This window comes from Microcoleus sp. BM001215392 (assembly GCF_036700185.1).
Taxonomy (GTDB): Bacteria; Cyanobacteriota; Cyanobacteriia; order Cyanobacteriales; family Microcoleaceae; genus Microcoleus.
On sequence record NZ_JAUBOJ010000147.1, the window covers coordinates 1 to 15,799 of the forward strand.

Genomic DNA, 15,799 nt, shown 5'->3' on the forward strand with positions numbered 1-15,799 from the left:
TCCTCGGAGATCCCTTTAAATCCCCCTTAAGAAGGGGGACTTTGAGTAAGTTCTTGTCCCCCCCTTGGGAAGGGGTGTGCCAGGGAGATCGAGCTTAACTGAACCGTTCATCTCTAATAAATTCATTGAAACTTGCACTTGACCGAGATCGAGACTGAGAACGTACTGATTTGTGACCGACTTCCGTGTAACTTACTAGAATGTGCAGAATTTCGGGGGAATAGGGTATGTCACGATCGCTCAAAGTTCGCAGTGACTGCATTCAGATCGCTAAATTAGCCCTCCAACGCAATGGCTTTCTCAGCCAAAGAGCCTTTGCTCTCGAACTTTTTGAAGCGAAGGTAGGAGGAGAGTAGCCTCAACTGAACTGACACCACTGAATTCTGACACTGCCTCTTGACTGCGCCCAATCGCGGAGAGTCCGGGGAATCCGACGAATTGGAAAGAAATTTCACCGTCTATCCTGTCAGTGAACGCCGGGCTTGGCTTGGGTCGCTCGGGAGGGAGGGTAATAATTTCAGAAATAGGACGAAGTTCGGAGTACCCCCCAATTAGGAAGTCGTCGCCATTATTGCCAGTATTAATAATTCCCAATGTAGAGCGGAACCCGTCGTTGCCATTGTCAGTGGGAATTGTATCGTAAGGGCTAGCCTCGGAGTAATCCTCCCCAGTTAGGTCATTACCCCGGCTCTCGGTTGGTTCCTCCTGTGACCCTCCTGTGCCGTTGGCAATAATCAGGTTTTTTAGAGTAACCTTTGTTGAATCAGCAACGGCATCTCTCAAAGAGTCGAACTCAGAGTCATGGTTACTGCTTTGCAGCAGAACAGTCCTCTTACTTTTTGGCTTCGGCATTGTTTATTTCTCCTAATTACTTGTAATTTTGTGTTTCAAGTGAGTTAAAGCGTCCCTCAGCCCAATAACATTTGTGTTGGTTCTGAGGTTCTAAGTGACCGCTGTTTTACTTCGATCGACAACCCGCATCGGACTGCTCATCTCTACTAAATTTATTGAAACTTGCCGTTGACCGAGATCGAGACTGAGAACGTACTGATTTGTGACCGACTTCCGTGTAACTTACTAGAATATGCAGAATTTTCAAGGGTATAGGGTATGTCACGATCGCTCAAAGTTCGCAGCGACTGCATTCAGATCGCCAAATTAGCCCTCCAGCGCAATGGCTTTCCCAGCCAAAGAGCGTTTGCTGAAGAATTAGGACTTGCTTTATCAACACTCAGCAGGTTCCTCACCGGAAAAACCGTTGATTATGCGACGTTTGTGGAAATTTGTGGAAAATTGGGGCTGAATTGGCGAGAGATTTCTGACTTGGGCGAGACGGTTCCATCCCAGTCTGTAGACGTGAAATCCTCTCTCTTGATGCCCAACAGACACCAAGATTGGGGCGAGGCACCCGATGTCTCGGTTTTTTACGGTCGCAGTGAGGAACTGACCACTTTAGAACAATGGATTGTACAGGATAATTGCCGTTTGGTAGTGTTGCTGGGGATGGGTGGAATTGGTAAAACAGCTTTGGCTGCCAAGCTAGCCCAACAACTACAATCACGATTTGAATTTGTGATTTGGCGCAGTCTCCGCAATGCCCCTCCCGTAGAAGAGATACTGGCAGAACTGATTCAATTTCTTTCTAACCAAGACCCCCCCAACCCCCCCGAAGTTCGGGGGGGCGAAGGGGGGGTTTTCCCCACCAACACCGATGCTCAATTGTCAATCCTCATAGAAACATTGCGCGACAATCGCTGTCTCATCATCCTCGATGACGTGCAGCAAATTCTCAGCAGCGGGCAACTTGCAGGAAATTACAAACCCGGATATGAAAACTACGGAACCCTATTTAAACTCATCGGTGAAATCCCCCACAACAGTTGCTTAATCCTCAATAGTTGGGAACCTCCCTCAGACATCCTCACATTCACCGACGATAATTCAGCAGTTTGTTTGTTGCAGTTAACTGGTTTAGGTGAAGCAGCAACAGAAATTCTTAAAGAAAAAGGTTTATTAGATGAAGAATACTGGCCAGAATTGATTGAGCTTTATCAAGGCAATCCCCTTTGGTTAAAATTAGTCACTCAAACTATTAACAACTTATTTAACGGAAGAGTCTCTCAATATTTAAGCTATCAACCAGTATTTTTAAGTGACGAATTGACACCGATATTGCAGCAGCACTATCAGCGGTTGTCGGAAAGAGAAAAACAGGCGATTTCGCAACTCAGTAATGAAATCGAACCTGTTTTGCTTACTCAATTGATGGCGAAATGTCAAGGCTCGCAAGGCGAATTATTCACAGCAATTCAATCTTTAATCAAACGGGGAATAATTACCAATTTGAGCTGTGAATCTGAAACCATGCTCGCGATTCCACCTGTGTTAAAACAGTATGTTAAAATGGTTGCAGAATAGTCTTACAGGACTTACGCATAATATCAAAGAAACCGGGTTTTTGGTCGTTTTTGCGGGCTTGAACGAAGTATTGTCGCAAAAACCCGGTTTCTGACCACCCGTGCGTAAGTTCTGTCCTAAATATCTAGCTAAATGAGAGAAAACTATGACTGCAACTCGTACTCAACCTAAACAAATGCTTACTTTCGATCGATTCATCAAGCAACTTCCCGATGAAGATGGCCGCTATGAACTTGTTAATGGACAGATTGTCAAAATCTTACCAACAATCAGACTGCACGAAAATGTAGCTGATTTTATTGAAAATACGTTCCACGACGAAGTAAAACGCCTCAATCTTAATTACAGAATATCTGGCAGAATTATGGTGAGGACGTTAACTCCAAATGGTAAAGAACAAGGCCGCCATCCTGACGTTACTGTAGTAGACAAAACCATCTGGAAATCGCAGCCCTTCGCCTATTCAGCCCTAACTTAACCACCGCAATTAGTGGTAGAAGTTGTCTCGACAAATTGGGAAGATGATTATATCGACAAGCTGGATGAATATCAGCGGCTGGGAATTCCTGAATATTGGATTGTCGATTATTTAGCTTTGGGTAGCAGAAACTATTTGGGGAATCCGAAAGAACCGACTGTTTTTGTTTATCTACTCGATGAAAATGGGGTTTATCAAATGACTGCTTTCCGAGTAACTGATCGAATTATATCCCGAACTTTCCCAGAATTAGCGCTAACAGCAGAACAAGTTTTAGATGTGTAAAAAAACGATCGCTCTTTCTTTTCATCTAAAAGTCCGTGAAGGGTAGGTATCGAGCTTCAGAATTTCCTGCCTTAACTGCTTAATTTGACACTTCTAAAAAAGCATGGCTAGTTTGTTAATAACAGGGATTAGTCTAAACCTAAATGCTGCCGCAAGGTTTGGCGCATCACATCGACTGGGACGGATTCTCTATCCAGCCAAATTTTTAAGGCCGCTGCTCCTTGTTGAACTAGCATTTCGAGTCCGTCAATGGCTCGCGCCCCCCGAAGCTGCGCATCTTTGAGGAATTGAGTAGGATTTGGGGTGTAAATTAAATCGTAGACGATCGCACCTGCACAAAGGCGATCGAGCTCCGCAGCAGCAACCGGCGACTTTTCCCCGTGCGGGTACATCCCCACGGGCGTAGTGTTCACCAGCAAATCCGCCTGCGAAATTAACATTGACAAATTATCCCAAGTATGCACCTGCAAATTCTGCATCGGCATCGGAGAATTAACCCAACTCTGCTGGAATTGGGCTAAATTTTGGGCGTTGCGGCCGACAACGTGAATCTCGGCACATCCCAATTGAGCGCATCCAGCCACCACAGCCCTAGCAGCCCCGCCATTCCCCAAAATTACCGCTACTTTCTGACTCCAATCGGAACCGGGAGATCCCCCTAAATCCCCCTTAAGAAGGGGGACTTTGACGCAATTCTCGCCCGTTTGTAGGGGCGGTGCCCCCGTGCCCGCCCTGCTGCGGAGCGGTGCGAGAAAGCCTTCTACGTCGGTATTTGTGCCGCACCAACCTTTGTCAGTCCGGTATACGGTATTGACTGCGCCGATCGCCCGGGCGATCGGAGAAACCTCCGCCAGCAACGGTAAGATGGCTTGTTTGTGGGGAATCGTGATGCTAAATCCCCGAAGGTCGATCGCCCCAAATCCCGCCAACGCAGCCTTTAAATCCTCTGGTTTTACCGGCAAGGGGAGGTAAACAAAATCGACTCCCAAGTGGGAAATAGCAGCATTGTGCATCGCCGGCGACAGAGAATGTGCGATCGGATGACCGATTACTCCGAGCAGTTTAGTAGTGCCTTTAATCATTTTTGTTATTGGTTACTTGTTATTGGTTACTTGTTATTTGTTACTTGTTATTTGTTACTTGCGGCGCTCTGAGCCTAGCGGTGCCCGCTCGCGGAGTCGAAGGGTCGAAGGGTTACTCGCGGACGCTAATAACAAATAACCAATAACATTAATCAACTCTCAATCAAAAACTCTTTTGCGTCAGCCAAAATTGGATTGACATCAAACCAGTAATCCTCGCCGTAACGGTATTCAAACACCCAGAGACTGCGCAGCAAAATTTGGTATTTAGTTTCGCCACTAACTGTTTTGGTAGCTGATACTTGGCGCAGCAATTTCCATTCCTCCGGTTCTATAGCCAAACTAAGCTGGTGGCGGCGCTGAACAATCACATTTTCCAAAGTTTCCCGCGACAGAGGAGGGTCTTGTTTTTGCAGACAGCTATACAGCAGTTGTAACAAATTGCGGACATGACCCCCGCTCACTCGACAGAGGCGATCGAGTGTTTCCCCCGAATCGAAAATTTTGCCAACCAAAGCATAGCGCTCAGAAGCCTCAACCGTCGGAAAAGCGCGCGCTAGAACCATCTGTCGCAGCAATTCGATACCAAGAGAGCACTCAGAACCGTCGCTCAACTGCACCGGCACCATCGGCAAAACCTTGGGATCTACCCCGAAACGGTTGGTCAACTGACCCAAGTCGTTAGAGAAAATTAGCACCAAAGGAATTGTATACACAACATGGCAATTTAGTCTTGCCAACTGTTCGCCGCGATCGACAAACAGATATTCAGGCTGCATCCGCCCCGTTGGTTTGGTGCACAGGTGAATGCGATCGAGATTGTCGATAATTACCACAAGTCCCTGTTTTCCTTGGCGCTGGAGTTCTTGATTTGCAGGTTCCAGCAACTCCTTATTTAGCGCATCTAAAATTACGTTAGTTCTGGGTTCCAAATATTGCCGCAACTCCGATCGCAAATTCGGAGCATCTTTCGCCTTCGCAGTAATTTTCCCAATTCCCAACGCCAGAGAAAATTCTCCCTCAGTGCTAGCATTTATTTCGCCCAAACCGGGGACATTAGCTTCAGCCCTCAAATCTATTTGAGTTTGAAAAACATCAGCAACTCCCTTGAGCAAAGCTTTAAAACCCGTCGGTTGCAGCTTTATTTTCATTTTTTCAATACTTTCGCTCACCTGACGCGCCACGCTCAACAAAATATCAGTGATATCGACATCAGCCATATCTAAGTCTTTGCTCGACTCAAAATAAACCACATGAAATCCTTGCTCCTGCAATTGAGCTTGGAGGCGCAGCAATTCTGTGGATTTCCCCGAGCCGATGTGACCGGTGAACAATTGACAGGTAGGAACATCGGGCGAGAGACGGCTGATGGTGCGCTCCAATTGTTCTACGATTGTGCCGCCCCGTACTGACGAAAAATCGATATAATATTGTCTGTCTTCTGCATTTGCTACCGCTAGGGTGTAGCTGGGATTGCAAGCTTTATAAAATTTCCGTAAATTTAGTTCCATACCATCTTCCCTGTTTTATAACATTATGCCCTAATAACTTCTTCATTTCGGTATTTGAGCAATCCGAACAAGTAGCGATTTATTTTGATATTTTATTTGTCTGTCAATATCCGGATGTATCTCAGAATCCGCAATCACCAACCCCACTTAAATACCATTGGTTAGCAGTCAGGACTTGATTATTTTTAATTTGCAATTAAACTAAAATAGTGACGGCGATCGCATTGATTGCGGGTAATGCACCGGACACTATCTAACGCGGGCGATCGCTAATTTGGCAGTTTCAAATCAACGACGAACAGTTAGGGGTAATGTTCTCGACTAAAAGCAGCTATTTTAATACGGTTAACCGAATGTAGAAAGGGCGGACAATTGCAGCCGCCCCGATCGATTATTTAGTCAGTTGATTTTGCATCAATTCTACGATTCGTTCGCCTACACCTGCCGCGGAAGCGGGGTTTTGACCTGTGACGAGTCGATCGCTCGCCACAACACAAACCTCAAAATTAGCAACCTTGGTAAACTTCGCCCCGCGTTCGATTAATGTTGACTCCAGCAAAAACGGCACGATATCAGTCAATCCCACAGCGGCTTCCTCTTCATTAGTAAAAGCAGCCACAGTCTTGTCAGCAACCAGGTATGTACCGTCAGACAGCTTAATATTGACTAACGCCGCAGGCCCGTGACAGACAGCACCGACAATTCCGCCTGCTTCATAAATAGCAGCCGCAATTTCAGCGAGTCGAGAGTTATCAGCGAAATCCCACATCGTCCCGTGTCCGCCATCATAGAAAATAGCGCCATATTTTGCGGGGTCAATTTGTGCAGGATTGAGAGTATTTTCGACTCGCAAAACCTGCTCGGAATCGTCTAAAAAAGCCTTATTTAGCGGGTCTTCCAAATCAATCCCAACCATCGGAGCTTTGCCACCTTTGGGACTCACAAAATCTACAGTTAATCCAGCTTTAGTAAAAGCATCCAATGGATGGGTTACTTCTGGGAGATAGAAACCAGTTTCTTTCCCAGTATCGCCCAGTGTATCGTGGCTGGTCAAAACAATCAGAACTTTTTGGCTAATCATAGTTTATTGCTTTTGCTGTCAGGTATTTTTGTGCCTCTTGTTTTCATCGTAGGTCAACTTCATCTAAAATACAAATTATCAAACTTTAGGTTAGATATAAATATATTTATAGATAAGACGGCAGTTGAAACCATTGCGCTCAACAGCATTTCCCTTCTTCCTTCTCTGGCGACGATAACTAAACTGTTCTTCCCGATCGCAACTGACCACTGACAACCGACAATTGACAACTGACTGTATATGATTAACTTTGAATGGTATCGGAGCTTTATCGAGGTTTACCGCGTGGGAACCGTATCGGGCGCCGCCCAAGTTCTCCACCTCACCCAACCGGCTGTCAGCCAACACATCGCAGCCCTAGAGTCAGCTTTGGGAAATCCCTTGTTTCAAAGGACTGCGAGGCGGATGGTTCCGACTGAAGCGGGACAAAGACTGTATACTCAAGTTGCTGGTGCGATCGAGAAACTAGAATCAGTTCCCCACAAAAACTCCACAGCCGAAACACCGCAAACCATCAGAATCGGTACGCCGCAAGAATATTTTACCGAACGAATGCTCGATCGACTCCCGCAGGAAGAGCGAACTTTTTACACAGTACAATTTGGATTAACGCCAGAATTAATCCCACAACTCAAAGCCGGAAAACTCGACATTGTAATTGCTACGCAAAAAATCACTTTATCCGATATAGAATATCAATTATTATTTGAAGAAACTTTTTGGCTAGTCGGGCCACCAAATCTCGTAGTTCCAATTGCCGAAGAAATCAGCAAAACAGACTTAAATCAGCTAGCTCAATGGCTGCTAACCCAACCGTGGATTGCTTACAGCGAAGAATTGCCGATCGCCCGCCGCTTTTGGCGCGTGGTATTTGGCAGAAGAATCGACATTCAACCCAAACTAATTATGCCCGATTTAAGAGCGATTAGACAAGCTGTGGAATGCGGATTTGGGTTTAGCGTACTTCCCGATTACTTGTGTGCAAATTGGGTGACAGAAAAGCGCTTGACACTTGTCCTCAAACCTGCACAGGCTGTTACCAATCGCATCTGGCTGGCTTTTCGGAAATCTGAAAGACAGTTGCCAAAAATTCAACGGATGTTAGAATTTTGCAAATTTCAATAATTCTAAATCTGCCGATCGCCAATAATCTCAAGCAGGAGCGAGGATTCGGTGCGAACTTCAGATCCTCCATCTAAAAGTAGAGAATCAATTACTTGTCGATCGCATAAATCGACATAATCATCATCGAGTTGACAGAGTTCAATAGCCGCCAGCAAACCCGCCAGTCGCTCCTCATCAGAAGTACCTACAACCATTCTATTAATAGAAGTCAGCAAAACGCGATCCGGCGGTGAAATAGTTTCTACAAGTTCAACGGCTGTCTGTCGCACGATCGAATGCTTGTCTCCCAGACACCAAAACATCCACTCTAATAATACTTCGTCACCATACCAAAATTCCTGATGTCGTAACTTGCCTAATACTTCCAGGGCGATCGCCCTTACATCCCATTCCTTGTCAGCAAGCAAGCAACCCAGTAAAGGAGAAACAACTGGATTATCTAATTCTCCCAATTTTACAGCAGAATTGTATCTAACATCATTGCGTTCTGAGAGTGTATCAGCAGCAGCATTTGCCACTTCCGAAGGCCATTTGATATTATCTGGGATCGAGTCTGCCAGAATCAATTTATCATCCCAGAAACTATTTTGAAAATTTGGCTGATGTTCTTCTGATAAAAAGTTTATGTGAGAAGATTCTACTGATATATCTGTGCCGATCGCCTTTCTAAAATCCGTTGGGCGATCGGCTTCATCAGAAAAACAGCCAATAAATTTTGCTTCATACAAAGTCGCTCCTTGAAATGATGTTCCATTCAACCGACACCCAAAAAACTCACATCCCGATAAATCTAGTTTATCAAAGATACAACCTCTTAAATCGCAACAGATTAGAGAATCATTCGGTGCGATCGTAAATGGATGCTGCTTGGTTTGCCAATCCATTCCTATATAACGACTGCGCTTACTGTCTAATTTAACAATATCCATCTATTTCCAAATGATATCCGCCCTGGAGGTGAGCGGGTATCAACTCGCTTACTGCACCTCAGCAGGCTGTTTTTCTTGAGCCTTAAGCCACTCCGTTGCCGATTTCGATTCAGCCTGCGCTTCCTCGGACTGGGTAGCTAGCCACTCCTGATACGCCTTGTCATCACCACCAAAGGAATCTAGGGATGGAGCAAGGCGGTGAGCCTTTTTCATCCAGACATCTTCAGGTGTTAAAGGCTTATAAACACAGTAGCAAATGCAAATTGTATCAAACCCTGCACCATAGGGAGGCGGGATTTCTGGGGTGTATTCTTCCACCCGAATAACTTCCCAGCCACTATCTCGAAAGGAGTCACGGTCTTCTGGCACAGTTTCCGTCAGTCTGTATCCGATCGCAGGAGCAGGCTTGCTGCTAGAGTCGTAGTGTTCGGCAATGGTATCGATCAAAGAGGGTACTGAACCCACATTCGCAATGCGGTAAAATGACTTTCCGATTTGTGTCTCAGTTTCCTGACGGTACTTTGCAATTTCACCTTTATCCGCTTTGAACAGAATCAGTTTACGCATCTTCTTTTTCCTCCTTGAAATAGTCGCCTTGCGTTAAATCCATGCGAGAGGGTGGAAACTCGCAGTAGCCATCAAAAACGCAATCCACAGGTAAAACAGGTAAAACATCAGTTGCGACTAGCTCTGCCTGCTTCAGCGTCCACCCGTAAGTGTCTGCCATGTCTTCACAGTATTCTTCACTGACTGCGGCATGGCGGGTTTCATCTTTCTGGTCGTCGTATCTGGGTTTTGGCATACTTAAATTACTCCTAGTTCGGATAGTCGGACTTTGGAGAAGTCGTCTCGGTTGAGTGTGTCCTCACTCACCGGGGCGCATTCGCATAACTTAAATTATACAGATGCCAAACGGTAACATCACCAAAAATCCCCCGCTACAGCATTACCATAGCGAACGAGAATATTTGAAGCTTACTGTTGAATTGCCAGGTTAGGTAATCTGAAGATGGTTGCTAGGACTATGGTTTGAGACAGGTAGTGCAGCGATCGGCATAGAATAGTTAACAAATTAACTATTTGGTTTAGCAGCCAAAGCCTTTATAAAATGCCTAGTTCATCGTCGAATGCTGAATTTCTCCAGCAATGGAAATACGCTCTGGCTCCTTACAACTTGGGATACAAGCTGAAACTTGCGTCTCAAGTGATGTACCGCGACTTTTTAGAACGGCTTGAACCCTACGGTATAACTCCATTTCACTACCTTGTCTTATGCTGTCTGTGGGAAGAAGACGGTCTTTCTACTTCTGGAATCGCTGACAAGCTCAAGCAGTTGGGAGCAACGCTGACAGGAGTAGTCGATCGCATGGAAGAGCGCAACCTTGTTTACCGAGAACGTGACGCCGACGATCGCCGTATCGTGCGAATTTGGCTGACAGACGAAGGAAAGCAGCTCATGTATGTTTTGCCAGCACTTGGCGCCGACACTATTCAAAAGGCGACTGAGAACATTCCAGAAGCAGAACAAGAAACCGCTTTGATGCTCCTCGATCGAATTGTTCAGAATTTTCTCTAGCGGTATTAGCCCTTGACTATTGACTTTTTGCAAATTAGTTAATATATTAACTATCAATATATTGAGTTTATGGGTCGCACAGCTTAAATCAATGCGGGCTGAGATTTTTGCGGTTTTCAAATTGCAACAGCTTAGGAGGGAAAATGCCAAAACTGAGTATCAATCAAAAAAACTGGTTGCTGTCAGCACACGTTGGGTTTGCCGCGCTGTGGACGGGAGCCGTCTTGAGTATGTTTGTTTTGTCGCACAGAAACACAAAATCAACCAACGCCGACGTACTGAATGCTCTCGATTCTGCAATTAATCTACTGGATGACTGGATTGTAATTCCCTCAGCCATTGGTTCAGTCGTTACAGCAACGTTCCTTTGTTGGGTAACGAACTATGGATTTACCAAATTTTACTGGGTGATTGTAAAGTGGGTTCTAACGACTGCATTAGTTGTATTTGGAACCTTCTGGCTATTTCCGTGGGGTAATGCTGCTGAAAAATTGTCAGCGCAAGAAGGATTACAAGCACTTGGCAATCCAGTATACGGCTTCGATGCTAAGGGCGTGTTGCTCGGAACTCTAATTCAAGTGCTTTCTCTGGTTGTCATCATTGGGATCTCGGTTCTAAAGCCTTGGGGAAGACGACCCGCTAAAGCCAAGAGTCAAGTCAGTGCAGATTAGTCCAGAAAGTTGCAGCAGCATAACAATGGTGGTACAGCGCAACAACAAACCTGTAATAAAAAAGGGCTGGCAATTACACCAGCCCTTCAACTATTTTAGATGTTAAATTAATGACAATCTAACATCTAAAAACTCAAATAAATCTAACTTCTATCAGTAGTAGCCGCAGGCTCAAAACTCGGAACCACAACATCAGCATTCTGCTTAGTCAACTGGTTGTACAGTCTTTCAGTATTCGGGAAATTAGCCGCAGGTAGAGTCGGGAAACGACGGTAAGGAACAGTATCCTCGCCAAACGCTTCGGCATATTCAACACTGTTCAACATCGCGTTGATAAAGCCCTTAATCCCTTTACTTGCCAAGATTTGGTTGTACGTCCGAATCTCAGCTTGATTGCGAGGAGCGCGACCCAAGAAGTGCTTCGTTCCCAACTCAATCACCTTAGTATTGGGATAAGGTGCGTAGAACTGTTTCACGTACAGCGGCGAGCAACCTAAACCTTCAATGAACTCCTTGAGATTGATTTCATTGTTACCCAGTTTGCTTTCGAGAGCCGTGAATTCATTCTTCACATACGCATTCATGTCACGCTCAAAAACTTGACGGTAAGCAGCTTGAATTAAAGTTTTCAAAGCTACTTTGTCCGAAGTAGTCGTCAGCTTGAACACCTTCGTTTGTTCGCGCCGCTTGCTGACACCTTGAGCAAGGCGATTTTGTAACTGAATATCTCCGCCATCGCTGGCAGTTCCCAATTCGATAAACCGAGGTGTTTCTGCGATCGGCTCAACGTTGACCTTTTTCTCACCAAAGGAGCTCGATCGCATCGTGCGCATCGACAAACCACCCGGAGTCACGTAACGCTCGTAGGGGACAGTATCTTCCCCGAAAGCTTCGTTGTACTCCAGACTGTCCATAATGCTATCGACCAGCGCGTAGAAACCCTTCTTAGCGCAAATGTCAAAGTAAGCATTCATTTCCTGGCGGCCGTAGGTAGGGCGTCCCAGGAGTCGGCGGTGGATGTACTCGATCGCCTTACAAACGTAAAGCTTGCTCCAGTACATATTGCGGAACACATCCGACTTCGCCAACATCCGAATAAACTCACGCATCGGAATGTCGCCGTTTTCCAGCTTAATTTCCGCCACCTTTTGGCGCTGGCCGTCGAACACATCGCGACCAAACACTTGCAGGTAAGCAGCCCGAATCACCGCTTGGGTGGAACTTTCGGTATATTTGACACTGGAAGCATTGCTGTAGCTGCTAGAAGCACCGCGGGCAGTTTTCTTGGAAGCCACATAGTTGCTGGGTAACTGGTCTAGTTTAAAGACCTTGGGCCCCAGAGAACCAGGAGCCGCACCGCGAGCACCCGGATTGCTCAACTGATTGTCAATCCCCGCACCTTGACGGATCAAAATACGACGAGTGTCCTTCCCGAAGGGAGCGGGACGGCTCTTGGGGTTGCGAGTTTCTTTCGGGAAAATCGCCCCGAACTGAATTTCTAAGGGGTCGTTACCAACGCCGTAAACGTGCTGGTCGGGTAGCGGCTGAGTGTAGCCAGCAAACAAGGTGATGAACTGAGGAACCTTGCGGAACGGAGCGCTAAAATTGAACAAATCAATTTGTGGGCCCCAGTTGCGACATTCCTGAGCTTCTTGGCCCAAACCGCGCAGGTAAGGGACTGTTTCTTCGCCGAAGTAGTCGGAATATTCCTGAGAATAGACCATTGCGTCTACGAGGGCTGCCAGGCCGCCTTTGGTGACGATCGCAAAATACTTGCTAAATTCTTCTCGCGAGCTCAAACCGCGGCCGAGGAAGTGACGAGCAGCCAGTTCTACAGCGCGGCTGTTAACAAACGGCTCGTAGAATTGCTGGCGGTACAGAGGAGATTTACCCAAACGGCGGATAAACTCTTTCATCGAGATTTCGCCGTTTTTGACCTTTGATTCCAAGTCAGAAATGCTTTGGCTGTAAGCGCGGGTAATGTCGCGCTCAAAAACTTGGCGGTAAGCTGCTTTAATTACTTCAATCTTTTCAGCCGACGACAGACCCGTCTTCATGACGAATTTCGCCCGATTTTCGGCTGCGTTGAAGTAGATTTGAGGCAGTTGCAGCCCTTGCTGGTCGTTGGTTTCGCGCTGACGCACCTTCGGTGAAGGTGTCGGAGCTTTGAATTCGGTAATTGCTACGTCAAAATACTGTGCGACGATCGTACGTGCGGCATCATCATTCTTGAAATAGTTCAAAGATGCAGCCTTCATTTCCTGCATTGCTACAATTGTCGCCGCCGACGAGCAAGCATTTTCGATAATTTCCCGCAATCCGCGGACGTTCACCGAAATAATGTTCGGGTCGCCAGCAACGATCGCGTAGGTAATGTAGCGCAAAAACCAGCTCAAATCCCGCAGAGATTTGGTCATGTTGCTCGGGCCGTAGCGCGAGACATTAATCGGCTGGAATCCTGCTGGAATTGGGCCGCCACCGCCGCCGTTAGTGGAAAACAGATTTCCCAAGCCCAAAAATCCGCCGCTACCTGAGCCTTTGCTGCTACCGCCGCCACCTGCGCGACCTTCAACGTAAGTAACAGTTCCCAGTTTCATGCCCTCAGAGACATTTACCGAGCCGCCGCGAGTTGCGCCAGCCATAGCCATCACAGGTTCTGCTGGTCTTTCCAAAAATGCCAGCGGGGAACCGCCGACAAAAATCCGGTTGGCTGCGCGGGATACTATCAGTTCCGAGTTTCTGGTCAGTGTCTCTGAAATTTCGATCCGAAGACCACCGGAACTGAAATAGCTTGCCAGTTCGCTGAGTTCGCCCCGCTGTAGGAAGCGGTCTTGCTGTTCAGCTTGCGAAATCGTTGCGACTGGTACAGTTTGATATAGTTGCGGACGTGCAACTGAGCTTCCACCACTTGCTTTTACAGTCATTAGACTCCTTCGCTCCCTATCTAAATCGTTGCAGCATTTACCCAGACTAACCTTGCCTTCTGATGCAGGTAAAATTAGGTATTTTTGCTTTGTTTACTTTTTGCCTTCACCTGTCACGAGGTTGGGGCGCTTACTTTCTTAGATTAAAATGTTTTGGTTTCATCTTTCGTCCTGCCGGGAAATGTCCGACCCGAAGACAGGCGCCGGCAGTCCTTCCGCGCTTGCTTCGCCCGTACATTCCTGGAAAAAATACAAAGACAGGAGAGCTGACTCCTGCGACGATCGCAGCCAGTGCCGTCAATTAAGGAAAAAGAAAATCCAAAATTTTCTTCTGCCTTTTTCTGGGTCTTTTACTCTGCTGAAAGACGACTCCGCTTTACCCGAAAGCTCAGCGGTGGGTGATGGACAGTCCTCGTTTGTTAAAAAGCCTGCCGAGATTTATTGTATAGATTTAAGAGAGCTTATATGAGAAAAAATGATAAGTTTTATTACGCGGAAGCTGTCAGTAGGCAGTTGTCAGTAGGCAGTTGTCAGTAGGCAGTTGTCAGCCGTCAGTTGTCAGCCGTCAGTCCAATCCCATCCCGAAGCCCAACTCAACACTTAAAATTCTTCCCTAATTTATGGAAACTTCACCCGATATCAGTGCTGCGGTGCGGCGGCTTTACGATACTTTCCCTTTCCCGCCCGATCCTTTGTCAGATGAACCGCCCCCAGGCTACAACTGGCGCTGGAGTTGGCCTGATGCTTACAATTTTTGCAACGGCCAAAAGCCGCCAAAACTGGATATTCGGATTTTAGATGCTGGCTGCGGCACTGGTTCGAGTACCGATTACCTGATTCACCTCAATCCCGAAGCTGCGGTAACGGCGATCGACCTTAGTTCCGGTGCTTTGAAAGTAGCACAAGAACGCTGTCGGCGATCGGGCGCGCGCGAAGCAGATTTTCGCCACCTCAGCATTTACGATGCCGATCAGTTAGAAGGCGAGTTCGATTTGATCAACTGCGTGGGCGTGCTGCATCATTTACCCGATCCGATTCGCGGCATTCAAGCACTGGCGGCGAAGTTGGCTCCTGGTGGTTTGATGCACATTTTTGTTTATGCTGAATTGGGCCGCTGGGAAATTCAATTGATGCAAAGGGCGATCGGGCTTCTCCAAGGCCCGCAAAAAGGTGACTATCCCGATGGCGTCAAAGTCGGCCGTCAAATCTTTAATTCCTTACCAGAAACCAACCGTCTTGTCAAGTACGAAAAACAGCGTTGGGCAGGAGAAAATCAGCGGGACGAATGTTTTGCGGATATGTACGTTCACCCGCAGGAAATTGACTACAATATCGAGACATTGTTCGAGTTGATCGACGCTTCGGGATTGGAATTTATCGGTTTCTCAAATCCGGGATATTGGCAGTTAGAGCGACTTTTGGCTAAAGCACCGGAGTTGATGGAAAGAGCGAAGAATTTGACCGAACGGGAGCTTTATCGATTAATTGAATTGTTGGATACAGAAATCACTCATTACGAGTTTTTCTTGGGTAAAAAGCCTGTTAATAAGATTGATTGGTCGGATGATAAAGCACTTTTGGCGGCAATTCCAGAGTTGAGTAGTTGTCTGCACGGTTGGCCGAGTCAACAAGTGTTTGATTGCAACTACCAATTAATCAATTTGTCAAGTACCGAGTTTGAGTTTTTGCAAGCTTGCGCACCCCCCCCAGCCCCCCCTT

13 protein-coding genes and 1 pseudogene are annotated in these 15,799 nt (G+C 46.6%); 6 read left to right on the top strand and 8 right to left on the bottom strand.

What is annotated here, in order from left to right:
• Nucleotides 1–300: 300 nt before the first annotated feature.
• A complete protein-coding gene (locus QT974_RS16915; RefSeq protein WP_333469604.1) occupies nt 301–852 on the bottom strand; it encodes a hypothetical protein in 552 nt (183 codons plus the stop codon).
• Nucleotides 853–1,110: 258 nt separating this feature from the next.
• Between QT974_RS16915 and QT974_RS16920 the strand changes: the two genes are divergently transcribed.
• Together QT974_RS16920 and QT974_RS16925 are read left to right on the top strand one after the other, a co-directional pair.
• The gene (locus QT974_RS16920) at nt 1,111–2,418 is read left to right on the top strand and encodes a helix-turn-helix domain-containing protein (protein WP_333469605.1); all 1,308 of its coding nucleotides are present in this window, start codon (nt 1,111–1,113) and stop codon (nt 2,416–2,418) included.
• A 175-nt stretch (nt 2,419–2,593) separates the two neighbouring features.
• Nucleotides 2,594–3,181 (top strand): annotated as a pseudogene (locus tag QT974_RS16925) (Uma2 family endonuclease).
• A gap of 128 nt (nt 3,182–3,309) precedes the next feature.
• On the opposite strand, the gene QT974_RS16930 reads toward QT974_RS16925, so the two are convergent.
• The 3 genes from QT974_RS16930 to QT974_RS16940 form a co-directional block, all read right to left on the bottom strand.
• The gene (locus tag QT974_RS16930) at nt 3,310–4,263 is read right to left on the bottom strand and encodes a shikimate dehydrogenase (RefSeq protein WP_333469606.1); all 954 of its coding nucleotides are present in this window, start codon (nt 4,261–4,263) and stop codon (nt 3,310–3,312) included.
• A gap of 152 nt (nt 4,264–4,415) precedes the next feature.
• On the bottom strand, nt 4,416–5,774 hold the full coding sequence (locus QT974_RS16935) for a P-loop NTPase fold protein (protein ID WP_333469607.1): 1,359 nt from the start codon (nt 5,772–5,774) through the stop codon (nt 4,416–4,418).
• Between the two features lie 391 nt (nt 5,775–6,165).
• Nucleotides 6,166–6,855, bottom strand: a complete 690-nt coding sequence (locus QT974_RS16940) for a type 1 glutamine amidotransferase domain-containing protein (RefSeq protein WP_333469608.1) — start codon at nt 6,853–6,855, stop codon at nt 6,166–6,168.
• A 240-nt stretch (nt 6,856–7,095) separates the two neighbouring features.
• On the opposite strand from QT974_RS16940, the gene QT974_RS16945 reads away from it, so the two are divergent.
• On the top strand, nt 7,096–7,980 hold the full coding sequence (locus QT974_RS16945) for a LysR family transcriptional regulator (protein ID WP_333469609.1): 885 nt from the start codon (nt 7,096–7,098) through the stop codon (nt 7,978–7,980).
• 2 nt (nt 7,981–7,982) lie between these two features.
• Here QT974_RS16945 and QT974_RS16950 read toward each other — a convergent pair whose 3' ends face one another.
• Genes QT974_RS16950 through QT974_RS16960 form a run of 3 tightly spaced genes read right to left on the bottom strand, consistent with a single transcriptional unit; the run spans nt 7,983 to nt 9,711 of the window.
• Entirely contained in the window at nt 7,983–8,909 is a 927-nt protein-coding gene (locus QT974_RS16950) for a pentapeptide repeat-containing protein (RefSeq protein WP_333469610.1), read from the bottom strand.
• Nucleotides 8,910–8,957: 48 nt separating this feature from the next.
• Nucleotides 8,958–9,476, bottom strand: coding sequence for a hypothetical protein (locus tag QT974_RS16955; protein WP_333469611.1), 519 nt, complete (start codon nt 9,474–9,476; stop codon nt 8,958–8,960).
• Nucleotides 9,469–9,711 carry a hypothetical protein gene (locus QT974_RS16960; RefSeq protein WP_333469612.1) on the bottom strand — a complete coding sequence of 81 codons (243 nt, stop codon included), beginning with the start codon at nt 9,709–9,711 and terminating at the stop codon, nt 9,469–9,471. Before QT974_RS16960 ends, QT974_RS16955 begins: the two co-directional genes overlap by 8 nt.
• A gap of 306 nt (nt 9,712–10,017) precedes the next feature.
• Between QT974_RS16960 and QT974_RS16965 the strand changes: the two genes are divergently transcribed.
• Both QT974_RS16965 and QT974_RS16970 read left to right on the top strand, forming a co-directional pair.
• Nucleotides 10,018–10,485 (top strand): MarR family winged helix-turn-helix transcriptional regulator, encoded by a 468-nt coding sequence (locus QT974_RS16965; RefSeq protein WP_333469613.1) that lies wholly within the window; start codon nt 10,018–10,020, stop codon nt 10,483–10,485.
• Nucleotides 10,486–10,628: 143 nt separating this feature from the next.
• A complete protein-coding gene (locus QT974_RS16970) occupies nt 10,629–11,156 on the top strand; it encodes a hypothetical protein (protein ID WP_333469614.1) in 528 nt (175 codons plus the stop codon).
• A 143-nt stretch (nt 11,157–11,299) separates the two neighbouring features.
• Here QT974_RS16970 and QT974_RS16975 read toward each other — a convergent pair whose 3' ends face one another.
• A complete protein-coding gene (locus QT974_RS16975) occupies nt 11,300–14,080 on the bottom strand; it encodes a phycobilisome rod-core linker polypeptide (RefSeq protein ID WP_333469615.1) in 2,781 nt (926 codons plus the stop codon).
• Between the two features lie 620 nt (nt 14,081–14,700).
• Between QT974_RS16975 and QT974_RS16980 the strand changes: the two genes are divergently transcribed.
• The coding region (locus QT974_RS16980) for a class I SAM-dependent methyltransferase (RefSeq protein WP_333469616.1) at nt 14,701–15,799 on the top strand (1,099 nt) is incomplete at its 3' end.